The sequence below is a fragment of the Bifidobacterium sp. M0307 genome, from assembly GCF_016100445.1.
Lineage (GTDB): Bacteria > Actinomycetota > Actinomycetes > Actinomycetales > Bifidobacteriaceae > Bombiscardovia > Bombiscardovia coryneformis.
The window spans coordinates 16,650-43,614 of record NZ_JACFSL010000003.1 but is presented as its reverse complement, the minus strand read 5'-3'; the positions used below and the strand labels follow the sequence as shown (position 1 = coordinate 43,614).

Annotated in this window: 25 protein-coding genes; 3 read left to right on the top strand and 22 right to left on the bottom strand. The window is 62.5% G+C overall.

The window, feature by feature from the left end:
- Window positions 1-163: 163 nt before the first annotated feature.
- From H3V08_RS07410 to H3V08_RS07310, 21 genes are all read right to left on the bottom strand, one after another.
- On the bottom strand, window positions 164-802 hold the full coding sequence (locus H3V08_RS07410) for a hypothetical protein (RefSeq protein WP_198182262.1): 639 nt from the start codon (window positions 800-802) through the stop codon (window positions 164-166).
- 366 nt (window positions 803-1,168) lie between these two features.
- The gene (locus H3V08_RS07405; protein ID WP_198182261.1) at window positions 1,169-1,933 is read right to left on the bottom strand and encodes a hypothetical protein; all 765 of its coding nucleotides are present in this window, start codon (window positions 1,931-1,933) and stop codon (window positions 1,169-1,171) included.
- 658 nt (window positions 1,934-2,591) lie between these two features.
- Window positions 2,592-3,212, bottom strand: a complete 621-nt coding sequence (locus H3V08_RS07400; RefSeq protein WP_198182260.1) for a class II glutamine amidotransferase — start codon at window positions 3,210-3,212, stop codon at window positions 2,592-2,594.
- 2 nt (window positions 3,213-3,214) lie between these two features.
- On the bottom strand, window positions 3,215-4,081 hold the full coding sequence (locus H3V08_RS07395; RefSeq protein ID WP_198182259.1) for a hypothetical protein: 867 nt from the start codon (window positions 4,079-4,081) through the stop codon (window positions 3,215-3,217).
- Between the two features lie 413 nt (window positions 4,082-4,494).
- A complete protein-coding gene (locus tag H3V08_RS07390) occupies window positions 4,495-5,919 on the bottom strand; it encodes a ParB/RepB/Spo0J family partition protein (protein WP_198182258.1) in 1,425 nt (474 codons plus the stop codon).
- A gap of 961 nt (window positions 5,920-6,880) precedes the next feature.
- Window positions 6,881-7,456 carry a recombinase family protein gene (locus H3V08_RS07385; protein ID WP_198182257.1) on the bottom strand — a complete coding sequence of 192 codons (576 nt, stop codon included), beginning with the start codon at window positions 7,454-7,456 and terminating at the stop codon, window positions 6,881-6,883.
- A 309-nt stretch (window positions 7,457-7,765) separates the two neighbouring features.
- Window positions 7,766-8,530: a hypothetical protein gene (locus H3V08_RS07380; RefSeq protein WP_198182256.1), complete on the bottom strand. Its 765-nt coding sequence runs from the start codon at window positions 8,528-8,530 to the stop codon at window positions 7,766-7,768.
- Window positions 8,531-8,587: 57 nt separating this feature from the next.
- Window positions 8,588-8,926 carry a hypothetical protein gene (locus tag H3V08_RS07375; protein ID WP_198182255.1) on the bottom strand — a complete coding sequence of 113 codons (339 nt, stop codon included), beginning with the start codon at window positions 8,924-8,926 and terminating at the stop codon, window positions 8,588-8,590.
- 45 nt (window positions 8,927-8,971) lie between these two features.
- The gene (locus tag H3V08_RS07370; protein WP_198182254.1) at window positions 8,972-9,520 is read right to left on the bottom strand and encodes a hypothetical protein; all 549 of its coding nucleotides are present in this window, start codon (window positions 9,518-9,520) and stop codon (window positions 8,972-8,974) included.
- A gap of 360 nt (window positions 9,521-9,880) precedes the next feature.
- Window positions 9,881-10,081, bottom strand: coding sequence for a hypothetical protein (locus tag H3V08_RS07365; RefSeq protein ID WP_198182253.1), 201 nt, complete (start codon window positions 10,079-10,081; stop codon window positions 9,881-9,883).
- A gap of 455 nt (window positions 10,082-10,536) precedes the next feature.
- The gene (locus tag H3V08_RS07360; protein ID WP_198182252.1) at window positions 10,537-11,190 is read right to left on the bottom strand and encodes a DUF2786 domain-containing protein; all 654 of its coding nucleotides are present in this window, start codon (window positions 11,188-11,190) and stop codon (window positions 10,537-10,539) included.
- Between the two features lie 164 nt (window positions 11,191-11,354).
- Window positions 11,355-11,981, bottom strand: a complete 627-nt coding sequence (locus H3V08_RS07355; RefSeq protein ID WP_198182251.1) for a hypothetical protein — start codon at window positions 11,979-11,981, stop codon at window positions 11,355-11,357.
- Between the two features lie 59 nt (window positions 11,982-12,040).
- A complete protein-coding gene (locus H3V08_RS07350; RefSeq protein WP_198182250.1) occupies window positions 12,041-12,595 on the bottom strand; it encodes a hypothetical protein in 555 nt (184 codons plus the stop codon).
- Window positions 12,592-13,203: a hypothetical protein gene (locus H3V08_RS07345; protein ID WP_198182249.1), complete on the bottom strand. Its 612-nt coding sequence runs from the start codon at window positions 13,201-13,203 to the stop codon at window positions 12,592-12,594. The genes H3V08_RS07350 and H3V08_RS07345 overlap by 4 nt, the downstream gene beginning before the upstream one ends.
- Window positions 13,204-13,334: 131 nt before the next feature.
- The gene (locus H3V08_RS07340; RefSeq protein WP_198182248.1) at window positions 13,335-14,102 is read right to left on the bottom strand and encodes a hypothetical protein; all 768 of its coding nucleotides are present in this window, start codon (window positions 14,100-14,102) and stop codon (window positions 13,335-13,337) included.
- A gap of 70 nt (window positions 14,103-14,172) precedes the next feature.
- Window positions 14,173-14,910, bottom strand: a complete 738-nt coding sequence (locus tag H3V08_RS07335) for a Fic/DOC family protein (protein WP_198182247.1) — start codon at window positions 14,908-14,910, stop codon at window positions 14,173-14,175.
- Window positions 14,907-15,095, bottom strand: coding sequence for an antitoxin VbhA family protein (locus H3V08_RS07330; RefSeq protein ID WP_198182246.1), 189 nt, complete (start codon window positions 15,093-15,095; stop codon window positions 14,907-14,909). Before H3V08_RS07330 ends, H3V08_RS07335 begins: the two co-directional genes overlap by 4 nt.
- 328 nt (window positions 15,096-15,423) lie before the next feature.
- The gene (locus tag H3V08_RS07325) at window positions 15,424-15,633 is read right to left on the bottom strand and encodes a hypothetical protein (RefSeq protein WP_198182245.1); all 210 of its coding nucleotides are present in this window, start codon (window positions 15,631-15,633) and stop codon (window positions 15,424-15,426) included.
- Between the two features lie 130 nt (window positions 15,634-15,763).
- The gene (locus H3V08_RS07320; protein WP_198182244.1) at window positions 15,764-16,372 is read right to left on the bottom strand and encodes a ParA family protein; all 609 of its coding nucleotides are present in this window, start codon (window positions 16,370-16,372) and stop codon (window positions 15,764-15,766) included.
- A 1,334-nt stretch (window positions 16,373-17,706) separates the two neighbouring features.
- Complete coding sequence (locus H3V08_RS07315) at window positions 17,707-18,813, bottom strand: replication protein RepA (protein ID WP_198182243.1); 1,107 nt, start codon at window positions 18,811-18,813, stop codon at window positions 17,707-17,709.
- 252 nt (window positions 18,814-19,065) lie between these two features.
- Window positions 19,066-19,404, bottom strand: a complete 339-nt coding sequence (locus H3V08_RS07310; RefSeq protein WP_198182242.1) for a hypothetical protein — start codon at window positions 19,402-19,404, stop codon at window positions 19,066-19,068.
- Window positions 19,405-19,952: 548 nt separating this feature from the next.
- Between H3V08_RS07310 and H3V08_RS07305 the strand changes: the two genes are divergently transcribed.
- The 3 genes from H3V08_RS07305 (at window position 19,953) to H3V08_RS07295 (ending at window position 25,440) form a co-directional block, all read left to right on the top strand.
- On the top strand, window positions 19,953-20,297 hold the full coding sequence (locus H3V08_RS07305; protein WP_198182241.1) for a hypothetical protein: 345 nt from the start codon (window positions 19,953-19,955) through the stop codon (window positions 20,295-20,297).
- Window positions 20,298-20,309: 12 nt separating this feature from the next.
- Window positions 20,310-21,353, top strand: coding sequence for a hypothetical protein (locus H3V08_RS07300; protein ID WP_198182240.1), 1,044 nt, complete (start codon window positions 20,310-20,312; stop codon window positions 21,351-21,353).
- Between the two features lie 118 nt (window positions 21,354-21,471).
- Window positions 21,472-25,440 carry an LPXTG cell wall anchor domain-containing protein gene (locus H3V08_RS07295; RefSeq protein WP_198182239.1) on the top strand — a complete coding sequence of 1,323 codons (3,969 nt, stop codon included), beginning with the start codon at window positions 21,472-21,474 and terminating at the stop codon, window positions 25,438-25,440.
- Window positions 25,441-25,803: 363 nt separating this feature from the next.
- Here H3V08_RS07295 and H3V08_RS07290 read toward each other — a convergent pair whose 3' ends face one another.
- A complete protein-coding gene (locus H3V08_RS07290; protein ID WP_198182238.1) occupies window positions 25,804-26,958 on the bottom strand; it encodes a hypothetical protein in 1,155 nt (384 codons plus the stop codon).
- Between the last annotated feature and the right edge of the window lie 7 nt (window positions 26,959-26,965).

Below are 26,965 nucleotides of genomic sequence, written 5' to 3'. Positions count from 1 at the left end.
GTGCGGCAGCCAATGATCGACCTGATTCAGGTCGCCGGGGTGCGGGGCGGGTGCCCCGCCGTCACTCACGACCGCACGTTGATGACCGGCCCGGCCGCACCGGATACGAAGACACCCCCCGCCCGGCCGGTGCCGGAACGGGGGGTGTCTTGAACGGGGGTGTCTATGCGACGGGCTGGAGTTGCGCGTCGGTTTCCTGGATACGGTCATTGGTGGCATGGACCAGGGCAAGGGCACCCTGCCAGGAGTCCGTATCTGACTGTCGAATGGTAATGAGTCCGTTCATGGTGTCTATCACCAGTCTCCACTCCGGGTCCTCCGGCCATGCGTCGGGTCTCTTCGGACTGGACGGGGCAGAAGGTCTAAGCGCAGGGTTACCGAGAAGAACGAACACGTCGTTGTACTGGTAATCCCCGACGGATAAGGCTCTCTGCATGTCGGCCGCCTGCTTGTCCCAGTCGGCTACGGCCCCGAGTAACATGCGGTCGCCGACCAGGGCGAAATCGTACCCCACCTGCTGCATGGCTTCGGCCGCGTCACTAATGACGGTCTCGGTGACAGGCATGTGATGTCTCCATGCCGGGTTGATTCGATCCCAGGATTCCACATACCGGCGAACGTCCTGCTTTATCTCTTCCAGGGGCACCGAGCTTGGCTCCAGGGCGCACCATGCGCAGGGTTCATCCTCGTCCTGCTCGTATCCTTCGAATTCATCGTTTTCCATGAACGCCTGCTCTTCATCAACCAGCCGACCGTCTTCTACGGAGCTGTCGATTTCTGTGTCGTTGTAGTCGTAATTCATGGCTATGATTCCTTACCTCATTTGCGTAACCGGACCTCTGTATCCGGTGGGGAACCCCTCCCCTTACCTCACTGTCTATTGTACCTTTTCGGGGGCTGTTAATCAAGCTGGTTTCCCTTATTTTTCAATGGTTTTCGGACTTTTTTTGATCTCTTTTCCGGGTCTTTCCGGGCCGGGTCCGGAGGGTCTGGCCAACACTCTCCCACCTCCCTCCTCGATGCTGGTTTTTGAACGGGGCACGACACCGGAATGTTCAGCCCCTGGCCGTCGTGGTGTGTGCCGCAACCAGGATCGCAGGGACCGGGCGGATACGAAGACACCCCCGCCCGGCCGGTGCCGGAACGGGGGTGCGCAGGAGGGAAAGGTTCACATGTTCATCGGTTCCATCGCGAAGTCGGGGTCGTAGTCCCTGTATATTTCCAGTTCCTTTTGCTCCTGCTCTCTTGCATTGATTTCGTCGTACTTCTTCCTCAATAACAAGTCCTTGTCCTCCCTTGCTCTCTGGAACCCATCCATCACTGCTTTTATGAGGGAGTCATCTTGGACGGTGCGGCTCAGCATCCGCTGGGCGGCGATTTCGATTTCGGCCTGTGTGAACGGGCGACCTCCGGGTTCCGGCCCGTCCGTCCCGACATACTTCTTGGCTGCATCCTGCATCCACTCGTTGGCTGGGGGGACGAAGGCGGCCAGGTAGATGGTCCGGTCTTTCATAAGACCGTCGTGGGTGACCGCCTCCGCGATTCCGAGAAAATCACTGTCTGTCGTAGCCCAGTCGGTCAGGCTTTGGATTCTCTGGGGGTCGTTATCCAGAGCGGTCTGATAGGCGCGTTTGATTTCGTCTATACGGTCCCGGCGGCCGACGAAGTACTGCTCAACCACCTGCTTCATTACCTCCGGCCGGTCTCGGATTGTGCGATCTATTTTGCCGGTGATTTCCTCGAGTGTGTCGTACACGGACGACCGATTTGCGATCACACCCTGTCCTTTGATCTCGCCCAGGGCGATTACCTGGTCCCAGGCGGCCATGTCCCGTCTGATCTTCTCGGTCAGGGACCCCACCACTTCCCGGACCGCCTGGGCGGTCCACTTGTCGGAGTCATCAATCATGGTTTTGCCCTGGTCGTAATTCATGGCTATGGTTCCTTACCTCATTTGCGTAACCGGACCTCTGTATCCGGTGGGGAACCGCTCCCCCCTTACCTCACTGTCTATTGTACTTTTTTAGGGGCTGTTAATCAAGCTGGTTTCCCTTATTTTTCAAGGGTTTTCGGACTTTTTTTTGCTTCTTTTCCGGGTCTTTCCGGGCCGGGTCCGGAGGGTCTGGCCAACACTCTCCCACCTCCCTCCTCGATGCTGGTTTTTGGACGGGGCACGACACCCGAACGGGAGACCTCCGCCCGTGGTGGTGTGTGCCGCAACCCGGTTTGTCGGCATCCGTGTGCGGACCGGGACACGGCAGGTGCAGCCCGGGTGGCAGGCTTGTTGGCCGGCCGGGCGGAGCCGGGCGTGGATCGGGACGCTCCGGATTCCGGGCGGTTGAGAGTGGTCCCCGGAGGGGGCCGGGAGCAACCGCCTCCCGGGTGCAGGGGGCAGCGGGAGGAAGGGGCTGTTGGAGGCTGCCGAGTCCCACTCCCGCAGGGCGTGGGACGGCGGGGACCAGCCACCGGCCCCATGTGGGCCGGTGTCCGTTTCCCCGCGCCCCCTTGGGGGGGCAGCGGCGGCGAGTGGTCCCCGGGAGGGGGCCGGGAGCCGGCGCACCCGGCCGGCCCGGCCCCAGGGGTTCTCAGGGTCAGAGGGTGAGGTTGTCTGCGGCTTGTTGGTCCTCCTGTCCTTGCTGGTAGCCGTCCAGCCATGCATCCTCGGGGTAGGTGGCGTAGTACCGGTGGGTGGTGGGGTCCCGGGGTTGCCAGTTGGTGTTGCTGACGGTGATGGGTCCTCCTTGTCCGTCGATGGTTTCGGCGGGGGTGAGCCATCGGGTTTCGCCGGTCTGGTCGATGGTCGCAAATTTCCCTTCCTGGCCGTCGGTGAGGTCGGCTCCTTGTTCCCAGGCGGCGATGGCGTTGCGGCTGTCGCACTGGTGGGGGCCGTGGCTGTATGTGTGGCTTATGCCGTTGTGGGCCATGTAGCCGGTCTTGCCGTCCTTGGTCCACCGGAACGGGTGGGTGTTGGCCTGGCAGACGGGGCCGTTGGTGGCGAGTCTGAAGTGCATGAGCACGGGGGCGGCGGTGAGGTCGTCCAGGTGGGTGCAGATGTAGCGGAGCGTGTCCTCGTTGTCGGCGGAGCGGTAGCGGCGGAGGGTGGTGCCGTCGTGCCAGGCTATGCCGGCTCCGTCGGGGTTGGTCTGGCTCATGGCGGCGAGTTGGTGGATGGTGGGCATGGTGCCGGGGGCGGCGGTGCAGATGACGCACATGTTCAGCGGTTTCCTTTCTTGGCGATGGCGGGCACGGCGTTTGCCCAGGCGGTGCGGCTGGTGGCCTCGATGTCCTTGTTCTTGATTAGGTCGGGGTGGTTTTCGAAGAACCGCCACATGGTCCTTATCCAGTGGATGGCGGGCATGAGGGTGTCCACGCTGTCGGTGTTCCAGGGGCCGAACGTCCTCAGCTCTATGGTGTTTCTGTGCTCGCCGTTGACGGCGGTCCGTTTCCCGTCTTCCCTGTGTGTGACCCGGCACCAGCGGTTGTTGTCGGGGTCGGCGTGGCGCATGTTGAGCCATGCGGCCTTGTCGTGGTCCAGGGCGGCCAGGGCGCGTAGCCATCGGCCCCGGGTCTGCCTGGGGGTGCGGGTGACGTGGATGTGGCCGCCCGCGCGGTCCTGGGAGTCTTCCGGGATGATGCCGGCTATGAGGTCGCGGAGCCGGGCAAGGGTTTCGGGGTTGGTTGCGAGGGGTTGGGTCTGGTATTCCAGGCCGCCCCTGGCAAGACTCCCGTCCCCGCACCAGCTAGCCACCAGGTCGTTTGTGGCGATGGCGCGGTGGTTGTGGCCGCCGTTGATTTCGATTTCGATGCCGATGGTCAGGGGCTTGCCCTTGATGTTTTCCGGGTAGGGGTTCCTGTAGGGCGTGCCGTAGGTGTCGGCACCGTACCTGGCGCAATCGAAACATGCGAGATCGTCGCATTCTATGTGCTCCAGGCACCCCAGGCATCCCCTGTTGCCGCAGGCCGAGCAGCAGGTGTAGCAGCCGTCGCAGATTCTTCTTTCACAGCCGTCGCACGTGTGCATGTATTGGGGGTCGGTTATGTGTTGGCATACCCGGCATACGACGATGGTGGTGTCGGTCATGTCTTCTCCTTGCTGTCCGGGCGGGTACCTCCCGCCTGACGACCTCCACCAGGTGCGGGCGGAGCGGAGGGCGCGGCCCGTGTGTGGACCGGGACGCGGCGGGCCGGTGGCGGTGTGGCACGCTGTTGGGCCACGCCGTCGCCGGGCGGGCGCGGATCGGGACGCTCCGGGTCGTGACCGTAGCGACCCGTGCCATGATGGAGGGGGTCAGGCGGGAGACGGCACCGAGTCCCACTCCCGCAGGGCGTGGGACGGCGGGGACCAGCCACCGGCCCCCATGTGGGCCGGTGTCCGTTTCCCCGCGCCTCCTTCGGGGCGCAGCGGCGGCGAGTGGTCCCCGGGAGGGGGCCGGGAGCCGGCGCACCCGGCCGGCCCGGGCCCGCCGGACCCCGTGGGGGCCGGCGGGGGCGGTGTCATTCCTGCGGGGTCTGTTGCGTTTCGTCTTTCATGGAGCCGTCCAGGGCCTGTTGCTCTTCGTCGCTGGCCTGGTATCCGGTCATGGCGAGGATGGCGTAGTAGTCCCTGAGCATGGGCAGGCAATGTTGGTTCTCGCTTCCCCAGGTCGAGGGCAAATGGTCCAGGGTCATGCCTTTGAGGAGGGTGTATATGGCGGCCTGCACGCGGTGCCGGTCGTCCGGTTCGGTCAGCCGGTTCCCGGTTCCCCAGGGGTCGTTGAGCATCGGGTCGCTCATGGAGACACCGACGCTGTACCCGTAGATGTCCGTGTGGAGGACGGCGGCGGCCAGGATGTCCCGGCTCTTCGGGAGCGGGGTGGCGCGCTTCACGATGCGTTCGAGGTGGTCCGACACCAGCCGTGTGGCACGCCTCGCGAACCCGGCCCGGCGGGCGATGTACTCGCTCCTGGCGCGGCTGGCCTGGGCCTGTTCCGCCCTCCGGCGGTTCTCCCGCTCGCTCCTTTCGGCGTTTTCGCGTTCGCGTTCGGCAATCTCCTCCTCGGTGGGCCGGTGAAGGAGGATAGCCCCCCTGTTGTAGCTCTCTCCGGAATCGGCCACGGCGAGGGTGGTGACGCGTACACGTTCCTCCACGCCCAGGTTGGCGAGGCAGTTCCGGAGGTCTTCTCCGGGTGACAGCCGCCATATCCTCTCGTACCCGCTGGGGGTCCTGTATGCGGAGGGCAGCCCATTGACGGTTTCCCAGCCGAGTTCCCGCGCGGTATCGCGGACCTGGCCGAACCAGGCGGCGTGCTTGACCTGTTCGCGGCACTGGTCGAGGGTGTAATCCCAGTTGTTGGTTCCTGCGGCCCGGGAGAGTTTGGCCTGAAGGTCGGGCCGGTCCCCGTATGCGGCTATCTGTTCGAGCTGGTCGAAACTGGTCTGCCCTGCGGGTATGAGGTCGGGCCGGATGGCCGCGACCTTGAGCCTGCGGCGGACGGTGGCGCGGCTCCTGCCGGTGGCCTTTGCCATCGCGTCCTCGGTCTCGCCCAGGTCGAGCAGGCGGGCGTAGCCTCGGGCCTCCTCCATGGGGGTGAGGCCGTTGCGCTGGATGTTCTCGGTGAGCATGAGTTCGGCCTGCTGGCGGGTGTCCGCCTGCCTGACGATGCACGGGAGGGTGTTGAGACCGGCCTTGACGGACGCGGCGTGGCGGCGGTGTCCCATGATGAGCATGTGCTTGCCCTGGCCGTCGGCGGGGGTGACCACAAGCGGCTGCTGGATTCCCTGGGACGCGATGGACGCGGCCAGTTCGGTCAGGTCCCCCAGGTTCCTCCTGGGGTTGTCGGGGTTGGGGGTGATGTCGGAGGCGGCCACCTGGATAAGGGCCGGGCCGTCCACGGCCTTGGTGACGGTCTTGGCCTTTGCCGGAGTCTTCTTGGTGCTCATAATCTGCTCCTTGTCCGTTCTGCGGGTCTCTCCCGCCTGACACCGGCATCAGGCCGGCGGGAGGGTGGAGCGGAGGGCCGTGTGCGGACCGGGACGCGGCGGGCCGGGGCGGTGTGGCACGCTTTTTGTCCACGCCGTCGCCGGGCCGGGCGCGGATCGGGACGCTCCGGCGCGCAGCGATGCCCGGACGGTGGCAGGATGATGGGGTCAGGCGGAACAGGGGGCGGTACCGCATCCGCATGGATGCGGCCGCCCGGAAACCAGCCGCCGGCCCCCATGGGGGCCGGTGTCCGTTACCGGGGCCTTCCCCCGGCCGGCAGCCCTGCGAAAGAACCACTCCGGGATCCACGGAAGGATCCCGGAGTGGTTCTTTCCGAGGCGCTCGCGTGCGTGCCCGGACGGAAAAGCCCTGGGAGATCCTGCTCGGCCGAAAAGCCCTGGCGTGCACGTCGCGGCCGGAATCTTCCAGGGAGACGGCGAGCAGAAAAGGCGGAAAATCAACCTTTTCCCAATCTGGCCACGATGGTTTTACGGATTTGGTGATATGATCTGAGGCAGATTGAGATTCTCAATCTTTGAGGAATGAAGATCTTCCGGAGGGCCTGGCATCCATCACCTGCCCTCTCAGGAAGGACGAAGGCCCCCGACATTCAGCGGGGGCCTTCTGTATACCAGGGGGCGCCTTTCCCAGGGGTGGGAGAGAAATGAAGTGGGGGGCTGAAAATCTACCTTGTCCTTGCCCGCTCCGGCAGTCTCTCCCGCACACACGCACACCGTCACCTTTGGGATATTCTCCGGCAGCCATGACCGCACGCCTGGCCAACCCGGTCCAACCGTCCATGAGGCAAGCGTTTTCAGGGGCGTTGTTTGCCCCTGAAAACGTGCGGCAGCCAATGATCGACCTGATTCAGGTCGCCAGGGTGCGGGGCGGGTGCCCCGCCGTCACTCATGACCGACACCTTCACGACTTCCCGGCGTGCCCGGTCTGGTTCCGGTTGATTGCCTTGTAGATGGTGGTCCGGCCGACATTGAATTTGGCGGCAATCTCCTTGATCGTCACTGATCTGGATTCATACAATTCGCGGATCATGATTTCGTCCTTTTTGGTGAGCTTCCGGGGTCGGCCGCCTTTCCTGCCGCGCGCCCTGGCCGCCATCACCCCGGCCTTCGTGCGTTCCCGGATCATGTCTCGCTCGAGCTGGGCCACGGCCGCGAAAACGTTGAACACCAGGACCCCGCCCGGAGTGGTGGTGTCCATCTGTTCGGTCAGGCTCCGGAACCCGATCTCCTGCTCACGGAACCTCTCCAGCAGGGCCGCCAGGTTCAAGGTGCTGCGCCCCAGCCGGTCCAGCTTCCACACCACCACCGTATCGCCCTTGCGCAGCGCCTCGAGCATCCGATCCAACTGGGGACGGCTGGCCTTGGCTCCGGATGCGTGGTCGGTGTAGATCCTCTCGCACCCGGCCCGCTCCAGCGCGTCCACCTGCAAATCCGCGTTCTGGTCCTGGGTGCTCACCCTTGCGTAACCGATCAGCATGTACCACCGTCCTCGAGTGCTTCTCCCCCACCCCGGGCAGATCTATCCACGCAGATCCTCGTGGACGCGAAGGACACACACCTGAGGTGCAGGGTGAGTACTTTTACTCATACGATTAGGGTACATAGATTTATGGATATATTAATGAACACTTTTGGTTTTCCCGGACCGCCACTTTGCAATCCTCCGGAAACCGGCCGGCCGGCATCCGGAAAGGGACCGTTTTGGGGATGGGGCATTTCCTCCCCGCCGCACCCGCACCGGGACGTGCAGCGACGACCCGGTGCCTGGCGCATCACCCACGCGTTCTCATGACTGCCGCCTGTCATTGATGTTTATCGCCTTGCCGCACGGCGGTAGAGCCACAGTCACGACCCCATCGGGGGAGACATCGCAGTACCCGTTGGCCTCCAACCTGGCAAGATATTCCTGCTCCCGGAGTTCGTGCAGGAAGACCAGCAGATAGACCACCAGGAATCCGGCGGCCACGGCCAGCGAGATCCGGAATCTGCCGCAGGCCGCAAAAAGAAGGATCCACACGGCCGGCACGTGGAAGGTGAATACAACGCCCAACCCGTGATTCACGTCGTCGTCCACGGAGAAGAAGAACTCCCGGAACAGGTCGATGAAAATCACCATTATCCTGCTGAATACCCAAAGTCCCATAACGGCCAGGGTCACGGCACTAGCCGCTTGTATGATCGTCAGATAGACGGCCGGCTGGTCGAGGAAGAGCAGGCGGGCCAGCACCAGGAATCCTGCGGTCACGACCACGGTTCTCACGCCGGCCGCACCCCACTCTTCTCTGCTCCGCCTGGTCTCTACCAGGGTTTCGGCCATGATTACCGCAAACATGGGCAGCAGTAGCCAGTCCACCGCGGCCTCACCCAGGAGCATGACCGCCGCCAGCCCGGCGATGCACGCCGGTATGGTGACAAGTGCCGTATACCCCCAGACCCCATGACCGGTCGCAAAGTACGTGGCCAGGACGCGGGTTTTCTCCGGTACCCAGGTCAGGATGCCCTTCTTCCGGGCCTGACGGTCCTCGGTGGATCCCTTCGTATTGTCATTCATGATCTCTCCTTGCTTTCATATAAAACTCACACCGGCGGGCCGCCGCCGGCACCCGCATCACGCCATGCCGATCCGGAGGGCGACCACGGGGACATCCGGCACATCCTTTTCGTCCCAGCCGGAAAATCCCGCACGGGTCATGATCCGGCAGACTTCACCGGGGTCCATGGAGGGGAACTCGTACACGACCCCCTCCCGGTTGGCGGTGCGGCACGTCGTGGCCGGCTCGGCGGCGGCCAGATCCTCCATGATCAGGTAGAGGGCGTGGAAACTCTCCGTCTCCTGCTTGTCATAGGGGTGAACGGGCTGGATGCGGCGCAGCGAATCGACCCGCCGCCACCCCCCTCTCACCACCTGCTCCAGAGGCTTGGATATCTCAACGGTGACGGTATGCATGGCCTCGCCCCCTTTCCTGCGTGACGTGGATACGGTCAGGGACCCTTACCGGCTCCATCCTGCGGCCCAGGAGGGGTCGGTCCGGTCGGGCTGAGATGTCTTCGCGGCCGTGGCCGGTTCCGGGGCATCGGGACCCCAGCCGGCCGGCTCCTGTCCCTGGTCAGGTTCACCCTGGTCCGGTCCGCCCTGGGCGTTCCCGGCGTTCCGTTCAGCGCCCTGGCGGATGTCCTCCTCCCTGAGGATGTCGAGGGCAAGCGTCTGTCCATCCACCTGGATGACCCCACCGGCCGTCCCGTCCTTCCCCACCCAGAGCCTGGGCATAGCCGCGATGTAGCCGGTTCCCATGACGCATGACTTGGCAGCGAAATCACCCTTGTCGAACATCGCGTTGATCTTCTCGGCCCTGCGCCCCCGGAAGGAGACCTCCACGTTCTCCCACGGGCCTTCATGCCTGGCCTGCTGGTTGTCGGTCCAGGTCTCCCGGTCATAGATGGACACCTTGAGCAGTGCCTTCTTGCCGTCCCTCTCCGGCCAGAAACGGAATTCGCTGACCCTGCCGGTGAAAGTGATTGAATTTCTGATGATTGTTGACATGGTTCCTTACCTCATTTTCGTATTCGGATCTCTGTATCCGGTGGGGAACCGCTCCCCTTACCTCACTATTTATTGTACCTTTTCGGGGGCTGTTAATCAAGCTGGTTTCCCTTATTTTTCAAGGGTTTTCGGACTTTTTTTGACTTCTTTTCCGGGTCTCCCTGGGAGGGGTCCGGAGGGTCTGTCCAACACCCTCCCACCTCCCTCCTCGATGCTGGTTTTTGAACGGGGCACAACACCCAAACGGGAGACCTCCGACCGTCGTGGTGTGTACCGCAACCAGGATCGCAGGGAACGGGCGCATACGAAGACACCCCCGCCCGGCCGGTGCCGGAACGGGGGTGTGCAGGAGGGAAAGGTTCACATGTTCATCGGTTCCATCGCGTAGTCATCGATGCCGGGGTCGTAGTACGTGTACATTTCCCACACCTGCTCCGGCTCCGCCTGCATCCCCTGTTCTTCCTCTATGGCGAACTCCTGCATATCCAGGGCTTCCTTGGCCTCCCGTTCACCCATCGCTTCGGTCCCGGCGGCCGGGCCGTCATTGTGGTCGTAATTCATGGTTGTGATTCCTTACCTCATTTGCGTAACCGGACCTCTGTATCCGGTGGGGAACCGCTCCCCTTACCTCACTGACTATTGTAGTTTCCAGGAACTGTAAAGCAAACTGGTTTCCCTTATTTATCAGCGGTATCCTGACTTTTTTGCTCGCTCTTCCGGGGTCTCCCCCGCTCGGTTCATCTGGTTGAATCTCTTGGCTTGTGCCGCGATTCGAATACCGGAAAAGTTGCTTTCGGCACCTTCTCCGGCAGTCTCTCCCGCACACCTGGCCAACCCGGCCCGGCCGTCCATGAGACAAGCGTTTTCAGGGGCGTTGTCTGCCCCTGAAAACGTGCGGCAGCCAATGATCGACCTGATTCAGGTCGCCGGGGTGCGGGGCGGGTGCCCCGCCGTCACTCACGACCGCACGTTGATGACCGGCCCGGCCGCACACCGGATGGCCGCCAGCGGTGCATTTAGCTTGTGTACTTGTTCATCTCAGGGAGTTCGGGTTCTCTGAGATCCAACCTCTTCATGAATGCATCCACCTGCCCGGCACGAACTCTCGCAAGTTCGTTCCCCGCTTCAGCGGATGTGCTGTCTCCCTCCCGTTTCGGCCCGAGTTCCTCATAACGGTCGGAGATCCTGAGCAGAAAGCCCAGGTAGTAGCCGTTGCGCCACGTTGCACTGGGCTTGTCTCCATTTTGCCGGGCGGCGCCACACCAGTGGGAGCCTCTATAGGCTTCCATGCTGGTCCAGATCATTTTTGCCTGCCGGCAATCCCGCTCGGTCCCGCAGAAGGTGATGCTCTCCACCACCGTCCGCCCGTTGCCGGCCTTGCGTTCGGTGTTGTACACATCGGCCCGGTTGCCCCGAGCCACAACACGGGCCAGGAGGGCCTTCTGCTGGTTCATCGGGTCGGGCCGCAGGATGACCCTTTCTTTGACGATGGGATCGTTCATCCGGTCCTGCCGGTGCAGCCGCCAATCCTCGATGGCGTATTCGTTCATGGTTTTCTGCGCCCGTTCCCAGGCGATTGCGGCCTCGTCCTCACTGGCGGTGGGATTCTCTGCCGATGCCATCAAACGCTTGGCCCGCTTGATCGTCATCTCGTACTGTTCATCCTTCATATTCCCCTTCTTCCTGTGTGTATATTCCAGTAATGCCGGTTTGCCGGCAAAAGAACACAGTCCCTCGGACCTTTCAGTCTCGGACCGTTTCAGGGTCATTCTCCTTGAATCCGGCCTCCAGGGGGGGGGGGCATGAGCATCTTCATCTGGTCAGACCACCTTTCCTATTGCTGTCCCTCTTCTTTCTTCTCCTGGTACGCTTCCGGCAGGTCGGACGCGTGGAGGTGGAGCGCAAGGGATGGCAAACACAGTCCGACTACGCGCTTTCCGTGCCCCACCACCCACCAGGTGTTGATCCCGGTCTCCTCTGTGGGTGCCAATGCAATCGACCCGTACATGCTGCCTGTAACCACCAGACTCAGCCCGACCAACTGGTTCAGGTCGAACGCCACCGGAGTATTGGCTGTCTGTGCGCGGGTGAACATCTTCTCGAAGTCTTTGGTCTTCTCTCCGTCCGGCTTGCGCCACCGCGCCGGCCTCATTAGATCCCAACCCTCGTCTTCGTGGGCCGCCCATGCCCAGTTGGCCATGTTCGTCAGGGTGTCCCGTTCATCACTGCCCTGGTCCGGGCCTGACGGGATAAGGTCTATCCAACTGCCGTCCGGCAAGTCCAGGCCCTCCACATCCCAGCGGACGGCGACGCGGGCGTTTGCAAAGTACGCGAAACGACCCTGCTTGACGATGCGCGTGAGACCGGGGATGTATTTGACTCCCTCGGCCCATTCCACCAACTGGAAGGCCTGATCGCGGGACACCAACAACTGGACCGTTTTCTTCGTGGATTCACTCATGTTCTTTCTCCTTTTCATTGCTTCCGATGATTGTTATCAGCCCATGGTTCCAGATCGATTCATCCATGATGCCCTTCCAGTCCGGGTTGGTCGGGTGCTGACGTTCTGGCCCGCAGGTAGGCGGTTATCATGGACAAGTCCACGCAGAAGGTCCTTAAGTCGTCGCAAACGTCACAAACCCTTATCCCCCAGTTGTCTTCATCAAGGCCGACGACCTGCCACACTATCCCATTGACGACCACTCTCTCTGCGATGTCTACGGGGTCTTCTTCGTCGTCGGGGCAGAGCTCCCATTCACGCTCGTCCCAGGCCAGCTCTATACGCCGGATGCCCCTGAGCGGGCACCAGATACCGTCAGCGGTTTCGAAGAGCAGAGCAGGAAAAGGCATCTCCACCTCGGACCCGTTGTCCACCGGGACCACGAGCGGCTGATTATCCAGCCGCACGTAGCCGCTCTCCTCGTCGAACACGAGCGGCCGATTATCCAGCCGGACGTAGCCGCTCTTTTCGTCGAACACGAGCCGCCCCTCAAGCGTCCCGCCACCGTCAAACTCAACGTACACATGCTTGCCCGTCAGCTCCTCCGCTGGCAGGTCGGAATACCAATCACTCATTGCTGTCCCCCTTCTTTCCTCTCCTGGTACGCTTCCGGCAGGTCGTCTCCGCTGGGGTTGAACCCGTGGTACTGCCTGCACAGTCCGGCTACGCGCCTGTCGTGCCCCATCACCCACCAGGGGCCGCTCCCGTCCTCCCTGGTGGGGGCCAACGCCACCTCCCAGTCCTTGCAGCCTGTAACCATCAGGATCATCCCGGCCAACTCCTGCCGGTCGAACGCCAAGGGAGTCACGGCCGTCTGTGCGCGGGTGAACAGCTTCCCGAAGTCTTGGACCTTCTCTCCGTCCGGCTTGCGCCACCGCTTCGCGTCCTTCAGATCCCAACACTCGTATTTGCCGGCCGTCTGAGACCAGTCGGCCATGTTCGTCAGGGTGTCCCGTTCCCCATCGCAATCGTCCGGGCCGGACGGGAGAAGGTCTATCCAACTGCCATCCGGCACGTCCAGGCCCTCCACCTTCCACCGGACGACAACCCGCCCGTCCGAAAAGTACGCGAAACGACCCTGCTTGTAGATCCGGGGAATGCCATCCTCGGCCCATTCCACCAACTGGCGGACCTGCTCGCGGGACACTATCAACGGAATCGTTTTCTTTGTGGATGCACTCATATTCTTTCTCCTTTTCATTGCTTTTCCGGCCTTGGGTTCTTCGGCCGTATCTTGTTTCATTGCTTCCGATGGTTGTTATCAGCCCATGGTCCCCTCCCCTTCTTTTCCTGTGCCTGGCTTCGATGCCCGGCTCACTGGCCGTCCGCACCGGTGGTGCAGGCTTGCAGTGTGTTGACAGTCTGGGTCTGTTCGGCGGTGCTCATGGTGAGCCGGTACTTGTGTTTGATGTAGGCGCGCTTGGCCATGTAGTCGCAGTGCCAGGCCTTGTTGTCGGGCATCCATACGGGGTCTGTGGCGGCCTGCCAGTCGATGCCGTCCCCCTTGGCCTGGTTGCTCCGGCCGTCGGCGGCCTGGAGAACCTCGGGGTCGTTGTAGTAGTCGGCCCTCTCCCCCGCCCTGTCCGGACTCCACAGGCCGGATGCCCAGGCATCATGGACGGAGACGACGTGATCGATCTGGACCAGGGGGCTGGTGTCCGGCCCCCTGAGAAAACGGATGTCCCGGCCCGTGTACGGGTCATGGAAGTCCCCGGCCGCCACCCTGCACCCCGTCTTGAAACGGACGTTGTCCAGGTCCCGCTGAAGGATCAGGTCCCTGGTCGTGGCGTACTGGCAATCCCCGCCCTGCTTGCGCCACTGCCCGAACTGGCTCTCCCTGTGGTACCCGCCGGTGTGCGGACGGTCCTCCACGGGACCGTCCAACGCGTACCGCGCGGCCGTAGCGTAGTCAACGGGTGCCCTGAAGGACTCGGAGAAGACCCCCGGCTCCGCCCCCGGACGGCCGGCATCCGTCCGCCATACCTGGGGATCCAGGAGCGACGCACAGGCCAGGGCGGCCACCAAACACCCCGTAAGAAACAGGTGCCAGTTTGAATGCCTGCGGGTATGTTTCTTCATCATCCCTACCTCTCTTTGCGATACGGGGAACGCTTGGCCCGTTCCGTGTATCGCGGTTGTCAGTTTCCGTTGGTCATAGTCCCATGCCCGGGCCGGGGGCATGGATTCCCGGGTTCTCCCACGGGTCTTCGAACGCCGGCCCGGGCAGGTGTTCGAGCTGTAGGGCGGCGGGGCCGAGGCCCTGCTCTGACCCCGGTTCGATGGTCCGGAACCTCTCCGGTGATGGCTCCGATATCTCGTCAAACATGTATTTCAGAGGACGGTAGTCCCCTCTTTCCATGGCCTGCTTCGAGGTCCAGGCGATTTGGCCGGCCGTGGTCTTCGTCCAGTCCAGCTGCCATCCGGCCTGGTCCGCCATAAGCGACCAGAACAGTCGCTGCGTGCGGCCGTTGCCCTCTCTGAACGGGTGGAGGACGTTGAAGTTGTCATAGTTGACGGCCAGCCGGTCGATGAACCGGTCGTGATCCATCCCCCGGAGCAGGTTGTCGTTGCGCAGGGTCTCTTCTGCATACACGGCACCGTTGCGGAACATCTCCAGGGGCTGGAAGGGCATTCCCCCGCTCTTGTGGATGTCCACGGTGCGGATCTCCCCCGCCCAGTCGTAGATGTCCTGGAAGACGTACCCGTGGATCCGCTGCAACTCCTCCACGGTGCCCTGCATGGTGGTGTCCGGGTCCGGCTCGTACTGGCCGATGCGCACCGTGCTCAGGTCGCTTTCGACCTCCTCAAGCGTCTTCCGGTCCGTGATCCCCAGCTTGTTGCGGAGCACGTCCGTACCGGGAATGAGATAGGGATCGGCGGCACCGCTCATGGCTGTTCCACCCCGTGCCGCACCTTGATGCGGGCCACCAGCCCGTCCCCGTCTATCTTGCCGTCCACATAGTCCCGGATATCGGATCGGGCACCGGCCGAGACATGGCCGCCTTCCAGTTCGACCGAATGGATGGCCTGCCGCATTTTGAATGCCCTGGCTTCTCTGAGATTTCCCTTGTCCATTACGTTTCCTCCTTACTGACTGGCTGTATTCCCGCTTTTCCCACTCTCAGGATAGGAGATGAATTCGATCCGGCAAACATCCCTTTTCGCCGGGCCCCCTCCCCTTTTCCCCGTCGTCGGCGACGGATCCCTGGACGTGCTCCCGGATGCTCCTGATTCTGCGTCGAGGAACTGCGGTCCGGCCGAGGGCCTGAGGTCCTCCGAACTGGCCAGCCCGAACGTATCGTCGCTGACTCCGTGCCCGCTCCGTGAATGGTCTTGCTTCATGGTCATTTCCTTACCTGTGCGGCGCATCGCTTGGCCCGATGCTGCCATCTGCCTGCCGGCTTCAGTTGTTCCTTTGCTGTCTCTGTTCGAACGACTCCCTCAGGATGGCGGCCATCGAGATGTTTTCTTCGTAGCTGCACCGCTTGAGTTCCTGGAACAGACTCTCCGGGAAATACGTCATCACAGCATGAGTCTTCTCCTTCTTCTTTGTCTTCTCGTCGAGGATCTCACTGACCTTCTTCCCCGCGCCCTTGCCTTTCGCTATCGCCATGCCGGTCTTTCCTCCCGCCTGCCGGTGTCACGGGCGCATCCGCCGCCCGACCTGCAAACTATCTTACTATTATATTAACATATTAACATACTAACATATTATTATATTAGCATACTAATATGATATCGTGCTAGTTGGTTTCGCCGTCCGTATCTTCCCTGAAGAACTCCAGCATCTCGTCAACGACCTCCTCGTAGCCGGTGTCATGGGGGATGACGGCGGTTCCCGCCGCTTTCCTTATGGACTCCCTGGCATTGATGCTGGATTCGAATACAGGCATCTCCTTGCTGCGCAGGGTCTCCATGCACTCCTTCCATGCGGTCGTGTTCCTGCTGACCCTGGTCACCAGGAAGGACATTGGCCCGGAGACGGCCTGGGCTGTGGCCAGGGCGCGGTTCAGGTCCAGGGGGGACGGCTGTGTGGTGATGACGACCAGATCCGCCGCATCTATCGCGGCCTGTATGACGTTCGACTGGAGCGGGGGGGTGTCAACCAGGATCCAGTCAGCACCGGTCTGGGACGGATCGCCCACGTTTTCCACGTTGGAGGTGACGACGGGGTAGGGGAGCGGGTGCCCGTTTTCCGCAGCCATCTTCATCCACTTGGTCGCCCCGGCGGAGGGATCCATGTCCCTCACCTCCACCTTGTAGCCCCTCCTGGCCAGGATGCCTGCCGAAAGCATGGCGCTGGTGGTCTTGCTCACGCCGCCCTTGGTGTTCGCATAAGTGATTATGTTCATCGGATTCTCCCTTGGTTAGAAGTGATACAACACTAACATACTAGTGTACTAACATACTAACATACTAACATACTAACATACTAACATACTAGTATAATAACATCCCTTCGAGCTATCACATGTTTTTATGTTCCCCCTTGCCCTATATTGCCTGCGCGGGCAATCGGGTAGGTCAGGGGTAAGAGGGTTGGACGGGGAACGATATCATACTAATATGCTAGTATACTAATATACTAGCATGATAGCACTCTATCATGCTAATACGTTATAAAGATCCTACCCACTGGCCCCCTTTTGCTCTGAAGGAAGGTGCGGGATGGATTCTCCCCGCTCAAGGTGATATCTGGCGTGGAGAGCAATCCCCGCCGACGGCCATTCAGGCATCCTCCCTGGCGGCCGATTCACCTGAGGCCTGGGCGAATCGGTCTGCGGCCTCCCTGCTGATGCAGGCATCGATGGTTCGCGGGTATTGGCACACAAGCACTGGGCTGTTTGACGTATCTACGGGCGAAATGGGGAACAGACTCTCGGGGCTGCGCCAATCCCTGGGCGTGTACGTCCGCACCAGCGACCGGCTTTCCTGCCCAACTACGTCCACATATGACCGTTCATGCACACCAGGGGTGGGAGAGAAATGAAGTGGGGGGGGGGGGCTGAAAATCTACCTCTTATCCTTGCCCGCTCCGGCAGTCTCTCCCGCACACACGCACACGTCACCTTTGGGATATTCTCCGGCAGTCATGACCGCACACCTGGCCAACCCGGCCCGGCCGTCCATGAGGCAAGCGTTTTCAGGGGCGTTGTCTGCCCCTGAAAACGTGCGGCAGCCAATGATCGACCTGATTCAGGTCGCCGGGGTGCGGGGCAGGTGCCCCGCCGTCACACCCGACCGACACTTCCACGACTTCCAGGTGCTGTAGCTGTCGTCACAGCTTTATATGTATATTCCTATTTGATAACTACTTGATACTATGTGATACTACATGGGGGGTGACGAAACCCCTACGGGCGCAAGGGTTTATAAGGTCCTGTTTACTACTAATCCTGTACCGGGATTCTACTAATCCTGTACCGGGATTCTACTAATCCTGTACCGGGATTCTACTAATCCTGTACCGTTAGACTCTACTAATCCTGTACCGGGAACTCTACTAATCCTGTACCGGCTCATGATGATGCTCGGCCAGGTGCTTATGACTGATGCACTACGAACTGGTGGCGACAGAAACGGGCCTATCCGGCCTCTGATGGTCGAGAGTCGCAAATCTTCCTGGTTGTTGAATCTGTTGTGGTCGGGTGGCGTAGGAGGGGGAGGGCAGAGGGAGCGTCTTCCGTCAGAATGGACTTTGTGGAAGACCTTTCTGGTCCGTTTCCGGCGGCGGCATAGGTGCTGTGTCGTGGGCGGTCGGCGGGGCGAAGGTTCCGGTGTCCGCGCGGTCATGCCTAGGCGGGGCTGGTTCGCTCTGCTGCTCCCGAGCCGTGGTGTCAGACGCATGGTCCGTGCGCTTCTTCTTCGGCACGATACTGAGGGGGGACCTGTACAGGCGGAGGCCGCCCTTTTCGAAACTGTATCTGAGCTGCCCCTCTTTGCCGGCATCGATCAGGGTTGCATCCCACAGGGCGGCCACATGTTGCAGTCCCTTCTTGAATTTGGTGACGAAGTTCCTGGTTTCGGTGTAGTTGGATCCCATCTGTTTCTGCAACGTCGTCCAGGGGATGACCGGGGTTTGGCGGTAGCGCGAATGATTGAGTGCGTATATGCGCTGGGACAGCCAGGCGTAGATGTCGAACTCAACGCCTTTCCCGGTCATGGTGAGCATTTCCACTATTTCAGACGACAGCGGCGTGCTCTTGGCCATCCTGTCCCAGGTATTCTGTGTGAGCTTGATGTATGACCCTTCGGAATCGCCCTTCGGGGTATATCTGGACCATCCTATGCGTGATTCCTCGACCAGGGTCACGTTCTCGCCGGTCTCCCAGACCATATTCGGTGTGGTTTCCGTCTTGGTTATGGTCATGTGGAAGTAGGAGAGGGCGCTGATCTGGTGGCTGAAGTCGTCGTAGTCTGCCGGCCGTGGTTTTCTGCGCATCCCTAGGTCGTTCATCAGTTCCCTCAGCGTGGAGGGGAGCTTGATGACGCGATCGGTGTTGTGGTCCTTCTGGCGCACCACCTGGGTGCTTATCCACACCATGAGCAGCCTGGCCTTCTTCCCGTAGGGCCAGATGTGGGTGACCCCGCCATCGGGTTTCCGGATGACGTGGGGGTGGATAAGGTAGGTCATATCGCCGTTGATCCTGATCCATTCGGTGGCATCAGGCCCGGGATTGCGGATGGGAAGGCCTATGCGGCAGAAGTCCTGCATCAGGTATGAGCGGTTCTGCCTGCCGAGTTGCTGCCATTGCAACCCGTCCGGAGATTCCGGTTTGTGGTAATCCGTCATATGGGGTATACTCTTCTCTTGTACAAACTAGTTGTTATTAACCTCCGTTCTGTTACCGCAGGCGGAGGTTTCTTCTTGTGTAGGCCCATTATACCCATGAATTGGTAGCACATGTCAAAAAAGCGTTGTCAGAGGCCCTGGAAAGCGGTTCTGCGGCCGGTTCTCTCCTGGTTGGACGATTTTCCCGTCTTGGATTTGATAAGGCCGGAAATTCCCCTTTTCCAGTCTTTGAATGATGGGTTGTTGTCGGGTCTATTGGTCTTTTCTATGGAAGTCCGTCAGCGCATCCTCTATGCGTCGAACGAGCAGATCCGTTCGTTGCAGTGCCGGTTTGTCCAGATTCGCCAGGCTCAGGATCCGTGAGTACTCATAGGCCGGGTTCTTGCCGAACACCGTGCATATCGAGGTGAACTCACCCACGGTCAGCGGGTCGCTGCTGTATTGGAATACCCTGTATAACCTTGACTGCGAGCAGTCCAGTACTTTGGCCAGGGTGCCGGTGTTGATTTCCGGCTTGTTTTCACGGAGAAAGCACTTGACAAGGTCGATTGCCTCCTTGTCGATGGTGGTCCATTTGCTAGCCTTCATCATGACGATCCAGTTTACATGAGCGGCTTTTCAAAGCCCGGTAAATCGTCTTCCGTCCACGGGAAGTTTACCGGGGTTGGGATATACCCAGGGACGCAGTATCCATTATTGCATAGAAACACGTTTTTTCCGCATTGACGGAATATGGTGGTATTGTGCTTACTGTGGTTGAGCTCCTTCGCACCGCGGAGTGGGGGAGACCCGGTAGGTGCACGGTTTATGAGCAGTGATGCAGTCGGTGCAGTAAGGGAAGGGGAGACGGGATGATGCATGAGTCGATGAACATTTCCCCGTCCAGGCCGCTACGGCGGCAGATGGCACCATGCTGCACGGACCGGATACCCGCAGGAAATAAGAAAACCCCCCGGGCAACCGGGGGGGTACACGTTCGGGACGGTGGAATCCGGTGACTTATCAGCCAAGATTAATCACCGGCACAACCGAATCCCATTGAGGTAAGGATGAACATGTACAAGAATCTACTGTATCACGGAGCCTCGCGCTTTCCTCTGATGTCGTAGGGAACGTACACGTTCGCAGGAAGAGGGGAAATGAGCAAGGAAGAGGGCGGCCAGAACACGAAGGCCGGTACGGGTACATCCTCAGGTGCGGATGATAAAAACCGTGCACGGCTTGACAAGCTCAATCGTGAGCTCAAGGCGGAACGCGAGAGGCAACGCAGGAAAGAGAAAACCTGGAGAAGGATTGACGAGATCAGTGCCAATTTCCTCGGAATCTCTCGGGCATGTTGCCTGATTGTGTTGGGGGGCTTTGTTGTTTGGGCCGTCATTGACTGGGTGCATCCTACCCTGGCTGTCGAGCGGCCCGCCGTGGCTGTGGCACACCTGGAAAGACCGGCCGGCGTTGCCGCCGCCGTCAGTTCCGATCAGATTTAAGGAAGAGGGGAAATGAGCAAGGACAAGGAAGAGCGGATCACGAAGACCGTGACCGATACGGGGGAACCCAGTCAGGGACGTACACCGGACAAGGACGATGTGGCCACCGGCAAAGAATCCAACCGTCCCAAGTGGTTGGTCCCGGCTGCTTCTGCCGCCGTTGTGGTTGTGCTTATAGCGGCCGGTGTGGTCTGCCTGCGGGTGGTTTCCAATCGTGAACACACCCAGGCCGTCGAGCGGTGCTCCGTGGCCGTGGCGCGTCTGGAGAAGCCGGCCGGCGGTGCCGCCGCGAGGACGGCACGCTACCGGGAGGCCGCCGCCGTCAGTTCCGATCAGGTCAAGGATGCCGAGACGGTGGTCGCCATGGCCAGGGCCGTCAAGAACGCAGGCGGCATCAAGCCGCAGCCGGTCAGGTGCGATGCGTCCATGACGACCGGGGAGCTGAAGGCCGCCGCCGACAAGGCGGAGGACCTGAACGGCAGGAACGACAAGCTGGACAAGGCCGCGAAGGCTGTTCTGGCCTCCCGGGACGCGAAGGACCTGGACGACGCACGCGCCGCCCTGGGCGCGAAGAAGGAAGAGGCCTCCAGGCTGCTGGGCGACAGCGACGGGAAGGTGGCGGACAACACCACCCGCGAAGCCCTCCAGAACGCCATCGGCCAGGCCGGGCAGACCAAGGGCGACAAGGCCCAGGCCTGGCGTGATGCTGTCGGTCCTCTCCAGACGGCCATCGACCAGGTGAACGCCTCCATGCAGGCCAAGGCCCAGGCGGACCAGCAGGCCGCAGAACAAGCCGCCCAGGCGGCGGCACAGGCGGCGGCTCAGCCCGTCCAGCAGGCGGCACCCTCCTACGGCGGCGGATACACACCCTCCTACCGGCCCTCCTACGGGCAGGGCGGCGGTGGCGGCGGCTGGTCAGCCCCCGCGCCGGCCGCACCTGCACCCGCAGCACCGCAAGGCGGCGGCTCCGGAAAAGGAAACTGGCGTGACCGTCTCAATCGGCCTGATAACACAATGCACGGCTGTAGGCCGGATGGCGGCTGCGGCATTGGGTGATTGATTAAAGATGTGCCAGCGGGACTGGCGTTCTTGCAAGGTTCCCCTATCCCGCTGGCTTTTACTGTGGACGACCATAAGGCCGTCCCCTTCATGATATCGGAAGGGAAATAAAAATATGCAAAAGTCAGGGAAGATCAGGGCCTGGGCCGGTCGGCTCCGGCAACTGGACTCCGGGGCGATACTGCGCAAGGGCCTTGCCGCCGTCGTGGCGGGGGCCTCGATGATGGCGGGTGTCCCCGCAGCATTCGCCGGTGGCGGTGCGGGCAATTCGGACGGCTCCGGCGGCGGGGTGATGGCCACGCAGGTGACGTGGGCCTACCAGGATGCGAACGATGGCGCGTTCGGCCCCGCTACGGATCTGAACAGTGTCTACAATGCGTTCGGCCGGATGGGGGTCACCATGCTCCCGGGCGGTGTGGCCCACGCGCAGAAGGCCCTTAATGAGGCCGCTGCCAACTGCTGGCACCGTTTCAATGATGCCCACCCGGACCAGATCGGGCAGGCACAGTGCCGTGTGGTCAGCGTCGGTGTCATGACCGGCCCCAGCAAGCAGTTCAGCGGTGAGGCCCACCACCTCAAGGACGATTGGATGGATGCCTGGGCCGACACCGTGGTAGGCAATGTCTATAGCAATAACGGCGCAGATTATCAGTCCAATTCGATCTTTGCTGATCAGCCTGGTGTTTCTGTTGATTCGCTGGTGGATCAGTACACGAGTGATTCGACCAGCATCGTCGTGGTCGCTTTGAACAAGTATGAGCCGCAGCCTGCGGATGTTCCGCCCGCTGCGCCGTCGAAGTCGGTTCAGCCGGGTACGAGTGCGGATTCCATGTCCAACCATACGAAGGTGTTCACGGGTACCGGCCGGGGTGTCAAGGCCCTGGTCATCCGGGATCTGCTCTTCCCGGAGGGTAAGCAGTATACGATCGAGCGTCAGCGCGTCACGGATTTGACCGACGGCCGGGATGTGTCGGGGCAGTTCGCTTTCGGCACCCCGAACGGTTCCACGCCCGCCGGCGATCTGGCGACGGCGACGTGGACGGGCGGCCAGATGCCGGACGATCATGAGCTGGTGTATGAGCTTGATGTTGTGGTGCACGGTCCGGAGACGGGCCGTGTGCGTGATACGGGTTCGGTGTATTGGAAGGGTTCGTCCGTCGAGGTGGACCAGGAGACCCCTTCGGGGGAGTTTCCGACGTGGAAGCCCAACCCGGACAAGTCGTGGGTGCTGTGGAACGGCGCGGCCGGCAAGTGGGACGCGGTGGTGGACCCTTCGCGTTCGGATGCGACCGGCGGTGACGGGCATGTGTTCATGGACGGCGACCGTGTGGCCGGTGTGGTGAACGCGACCGTGGACCCGGATCTGGTCGAGGTTCCCGGGGTGTTCGTGCTGACGGATGATTGGTCGGCTGCGGATTACCTGGTCGATCAGGACGGGCGTGACGCTATCCGCGTGTATGAGGCTGATGCCGCTGCGGGTGCGGACGGCCATTACCGTCAGAGCAGTGTGGACGACATCACGGCCGTGGGTCGGGATGTGACCGACATGTTCGACATCGAGGTGTCCGCAGGGCGGGCCACGGCCACGGCCAAGCCGGCGTACCGCGACCGTCTCAAGGGCATGGGCGGCGGCCTCCAGGTGACGATGCTGGTGCCGTTCACGGTGAACTTCGCCAACGGCAAGGGCGCGGAGCAGGTCCGCAAGGACCACGGGCGCAGGCCGGGCGACGAACTGACCTTCTGCGCCGGCACCCCGGGCGGCCCCGCATTCGTGAACAAGGGTTCCGAGCGGGTCAACGGGCAGACCGTGGACACCAACGAGCCGGGCATCTGCGGCTACGTGCCCCCGGTGCGCAAGGATGTGGTGGCCGAGGCCAGCCAGGGCGGCGACCAGGCCAGCGTTGACGGCAAGGTGGTACATCCGGGCCAGCGGGTCGAGTACCAGTTGACCACCCAGCCGAAACTGCCCGACCTGCTGGCCTACCAGGGCGAGCGGGTCGTGCTTACCGACGTGTACGACCGGTGGCTTGAGGTGGACAAGCAGACGCTGGAGATCATGGACCTGGGCGACGGGCGCGTGGTCGCCAAGAACAGGTACCGGACCGTGTGGGACGACGACGCGCACATGGTGCAGGTCGTCTTCACCGACCAGGCGCTCATAGGCCAGTGGAGGGCGGGTGGCAACCCCCGTATCCAGGTGCGTTTTGAGGGCACGGTGTCCAAGGACGCCCCCACGGACACCAAGGTGGGCAACCGGTGGATGCTGACCATCAACAACAGCCTGACCCCGAGCAACGAGGTGTTCAACACGCCCCCGAAGATGGACCCGTCCAAGCAGGTCGTCAGTTCCAAGGACCAGACCATCAGCATCGACGGGAAGACCCTCATGCTGGGCGACACCGGCGTGTACCGGGTCACCATCGACGCGCTCCAGGCCGACACCGCGTACAGGGTGTGGAGGCTGGGGGTCGTGGACGACTTCGAGGAGGAGTACCTGGGCATCGACCCTGCGGGGATCGAGGTCCAGGGGTCCGACGGGCGCGACCACACCAAGGCGTTCAACATCCAGGTCAGGGACGGCGTGGTATACGCGTTCGCCAGGACCGTGGACACCGAGATACCCGCCACCGGCATGACCGCCAAGGGCGACCCCCAGCCGTCCGACCTCAAGGCCTACGCCGAGTCCGACAGGTACGACCCGCTCAGGGACCCGGCCATCGACCAGGCGCTTCTCGGCCGCACCTACGACCTGGTGATCCCCTTCAAGGTCATCAAGGTCGAGAAGGGCCACGTGGTGAAGAACCAGGCGGTCCAGGTCACGAACTCCGTGCGCAAGGCCACCAACCAGGTGCACACCCCCCTCGCCCCGCTGAATCCGGCCAAGGACGTGGTGGTGAAGGTCAACGGCGAGAGTTCCAACGGCAAGAGCATCTACAAGGATGATCTGTTCCTGTACCGGCTTGAGAGCAGCATCCTTCCTGCCGACAGGGCCTACCCCCAGACCGACCAGTGGCGCATCGAGGACCAGCTTGACCCGTCCGTGGACCGGTTCACCGGCCAGTGGGCCGTGTATGCCGGCCGTGACCTGTACCGCAACGGCCACCCCCTGGCACGCCAGGGCGAGAAGATAGCCGGCTCCGGGATGGACACCTCACTGATGGGCGGGGACCTGTTCACCATGGACCAGGACCGGACCGGCAAGGTGACCATCAGCGCCACCCCGGCCTACCTGGCCCTGGTGTCCGCGTCCGGTGACCGCGAGGTGGGCTGGGTGGCCTACATCCAGTGCCAGCGTGTGGCCTTCACCGACCGGCATGAGAACAGGTTCACCGAGTATTACCAGGACAAGGAGATCCCCTCCAACGTGGTCTGGACCCGCACGCCGGACATGACCCCTCGCCTGCGGGTGGTCAAGTTCGATACCGCGTCCGGCATCGAGGAGGGCGACCGCAACGACCCCTCCCAGGCCCTGACGGTCGATGGGGATACGGATATCACCGTCCGTGTCTTCAACGACTCGGGCATCGACCCGGAGACCGGCACCGGCCCCGTCTTCCTGGGCCGCGACCTGCGGCTTGACGACCGCACCGTGGCCGGTGACGGCCAGGTGGTGGACTGGCGCTACCCCGACGGGTGGGCGGAGCACCGGCTCAAGCCCGGCGGGTACGTGGACATCCACGGCACCCTGCGCGGTGTCACGGACCACCACACGGATCGCGTCAAGGCCACCGGCACCCCGCTGACCCCATGCCCGGTCCCGGCCGACAACGACCCGTTCGGCCAGAACGGTCCGGACACGGCCCAGGCACCCAAGGATGCCGTCGTCATCGACGGTGTGGCCATGTGCGGGGACACCACCGTGGAATCCAACACGGACGACTGGAACGGCAGGGTCGAGGCCCTGGCCGACACCGGTTCCAACGTGGCATGGATTCTGCTGATGGCCCTCATGCTGACGGTCGTCGCCGGTGCCGCCCTGGGCGGCGGCCGGTGGCTGCAAGCCCGCCGTCTCCGCACCGCCTCCGTTGCCGGCGGCCAGGGCACGGCCCAGCCGGACGACCGGCACACCCCCGGCTCCAGGTGAGCCACACGGTCCGCGCCCCAGGCGGGGTGCGGACCCCCTAACACTTCCCGCCCGGGGGAACCTTACCCCTTCTTTCTTCCCCGGGCGGGATCCCAACGGTGCCGGCCTGGTGGCCTTCGTCCTTTCAGGCCGGTGCCCTTCCCCATGCTTCCCCGCCGTCCTGGCCGTCCACAACATCTCGGGTGCGGCGGGGAACCGGACGGGTGACGGATGCGTAGTCCCCTCTTCCTCCGTCACCCGCCCTTTACCTTTGGCTGTGAAGTGGCTGCGGGGTCGTTCCCGCAAGCCGTTCCCGGCCTGTTTCAGTCTTGTTTGGAAGGTGGCGCCTTGTCTGGATTGCCGTACCCGGAGACGATGGCCCGTTCAGAGATGATCGGGCAAAGCCCCGTTCCCGTTTCCCTCTGCGGGGGGTACGGCCCATCCGCCGCGTGGTGCGGACGGTGCCGGCGCGGGCGCGGGCCGCATACCTCCGCCCTGCCCGTAGGAGGGCCGGGAGGGTGTGTATCCGCCGCCGTAGGAGGGTGCCGCCTGCTGGACGGGCTGAGCCGCCGCCTGTGCCGCCGCCTGGGCGGCTTGTTCTGCGGCCTGCTGGTCCGCCTGGGCCTTGGCCTGCATGGAGGCGTTCACCTGGTCGATGGCCGTCTGGAGAGGACCGACAGCATCACGCCAGGCCTGGGCCTTGTCGCCCTTGGTCTGCCCGGCCTGGCCGATGGCGTTCTGGAGGGCTTCGCGGGTGGTGTTGTCCGCCACCTTCCCGTCGCTGTCGCCCAGCAGCCTGGAGGCCTCTTCCTTCTTCGCGCCCAGGGCGGCGCGTGCGTCGTCCAGGTCCTTCGCGTCCCGGGAGGCCAGAACCGCCTTCGCGGCCCTGTCGGAGTCCCTGTTGAGTTTCCTGCGCTTGTCTATGGATCTGCGCATGTTCCGGGCGGCCCTGTCGAGGGAGGCCGTGGTGTCTCCGGGGTTGCAGCTTTCCAGGGGTGGTTTGCCGTCGATGCTTCCAATGAGCCGGTGCAGCTTCTGGACCGTGGCTGGATCCTGCACCTGGTCCGTGGTGACGGCCAGGGCTTGCCTGTACATGGTTCCCGGGTTCCGGCCGAACGCCTTGCTGGTGTCGGCCCTGGCCTGGTCGCAGCTTTGGTACGCCTGCCTCTGGGCGTGTTCCTGTTCCAGGGTGTCGGCCAGGTTCAGGCCGAACGTGAATCCCGCGTACACGAGTCCCGCTCCGGCAACGGCTACCAGGATGTCCGCGCCGATTTTCAGGACGGTGCGGACGGTGCCGGTCTTCCTGGAGGCTGGTTTCTCCTCCGGTTCGGCTTCCTGCGCCAGGGCGAATGCCTGGCCGTCATCGGCTGCGCCTTCGTCGTCCGGTTCGATGAAATCGATTCCGGCCGAGACGGGTTCCATCCGTTCCTGCGGCATGGGCTTGCCCAGGATGGAGGCCTGTATCCGCGCCATCGCCTCGGCCCTGTCGGCGGATCTGGGGTACTGTCCCCAGCTTTCATCCCAGTCGGCCGCGTTCATCGTTCCT

Coding starts and splice junctions, on each gene's coding strand:
- H3V08_RS07330 (WP_198182246.1), bottom strand. CDS start 15,095: ATGGACAAGGGAAATCTCAGAGAAGCCAGGGCATTCAAAATGCGGCAG.
- H3V08_RS07325 (WP_198182245.1), bottom strand. CDS start 15,633: ATGGCGATAGCGAAAGGCAAGGGCGCGGGGAAGAAGGTCAGTGAGATC.
- H3V08_RS07370 (WP_198182254.1), bottom strand. CDS start 9,520: ATGTCAACAATCATCAGAAATTCAATCACTTTCACCGGCAGGGTCAGC.
- H3V08_RS07380 (WP_198182256.1), bottom strand. CDS start 8,530: ATGAATGACAATACGAAGGGATCCACCGAGGACCGTCAGGCCCGGAAG.
- H3V08_RS07305 (WP_198182241.1), top strand. CDS start 19,953: ATGAGCAAGGAAGAGGGCGGCCAGAACACGAAGGCCGGTACGGGTACA.
- H3V08_RS07410 (WP_198182262.1), bottom strand. CDS start 802: ATGAATTACGACTACAACGACACAGAAATCGACAGCTCCGTAGAAGAC.
- H3V08_RS07320 (WP_198182244.1), bottom strand. CDS start 16,372: ATGAACATAATCACTTATGCGAACACCAAGGGCGGCGTGAGCAAGACC.
- H3V08_RS07340 (WP_198182248.1), bottom strand. CDS start 14,102: ATGATGAAGAAACATACCCGCAGGCATTCAAACTGGCACCTGTTTCTT.
- H3V08_RS07290 (WP_198182238.1), bottom strand. CDS start 26,958: ATGAACGCGGCCGACTGGGATGAAAGCTGGGGACAGTACCCCAGATCC.
- H3V08_RS07360 (WP_198182252.1), bottom strand. CDS start 11,190: ATGAAGGATGAACAGTACGAGATGACGATCAAGCGGGCCAAGCGTTTG.
- H3V08_RS07350 (WP_198182250.1), bottom strand. CDS start 12,595: ATGAGTGATTGGTATTCCGACCTGCCAGCGGAGGAGCTGACGGGCAAG.
- H3V08_RS07355 (WP_198182251.1), bottom strand. CDS start 11,981: ATGAGTGAATCCACGAAGAAAACGGTCCAGTTGTTGGTGTCCCGCGAT.
- H3V08_RS07405 (WP_198182261.1), bottom strand. CDS start 1,933: ATGAATTACGACCAGGGCAAAACCATGATTGATGACTCCGACAAGTGG.
- H3V08_RS07375 (WP_198182255.1), bottom strand. CDS start 8,926: ATGCATACCGTCACCGTTGAGATATCCAAGCCTCTGGAGCAGGTGGTG.
- H3V08_RS07345 (WP_198182249.1), bottom strand. CDS start 13,203: ATGAGTGCATCCACAAAGAAAACGATTCCGTTGATAGTGTCCCGCGAG.
- H3V08_RS07315 (WP_198182243.1), bottom strand. CDS start 18,813: ATGACGGATTACCACAAACCGGAATCTCCGGACGGGTTGCAATGGCAG.
- H3V08_RS07335 (WP_198182247.1), bottom strand. CDS start 14,910: ATGAGCGGTGCCGCCGATCCCTATCTCATTCCCGGTACGGACGTGCTC.
- H3V08_RS07300 (WP_198182240.1), top strand. CDS start 20,310: ATGAGCAAGGACAAGGAAGAGCGGATCACGAAGACCGTGACCGATACG.
- H3V08_RS07395 (WP_198182259.1), bottom strand. CDS start 4,081: ATGACCGACACCACCATCGTCGTATGCCGGGTATGCCAACACATAACC.
- H3V08_RS07390 (WP_198182258.1), bottom strand. CDS start 5,919: ATGAGCACCAAGAAGACTCCGGCAAAGGCCAAGACCGTCACCAAGGCC.
- H3V08_RS07385 (WP_198182257.1), bottom strand. CDS start 7,456: ATGCTGATCGGTTACGCAAGGGTGAGCACCCAGGACCAGAACGCGGAT.
- H3V08_RS07295 (WP_198182239.1), top strand. CDS start 21,472: ATGCAAAAGTCAGGGAAGATCAGGGCCTGGGCCGGTCGGCTCCGGCAA.
- H3V08_RS07400 (WP_198182260.1), bottom strand. CDS start 3,212: ATGTGCGTCATCTGCACCGCCGCCCCCGGCACCATGCCCACCATCCAC.
- H3V08_RS07365 (WP_198182253.1), bottom strand. CDS start 10,081: ATGAATTACGACCACAATGACGGCCCGGCCGCCGGGACCGAAGCGATG.
- H3V08_RS07310 (WP_198182242.1), bottom strand. CDS start 19,404: ATGATGAAGGCTAGCAAATGGACCACCATCGACAAGGAGGCAATCGAC.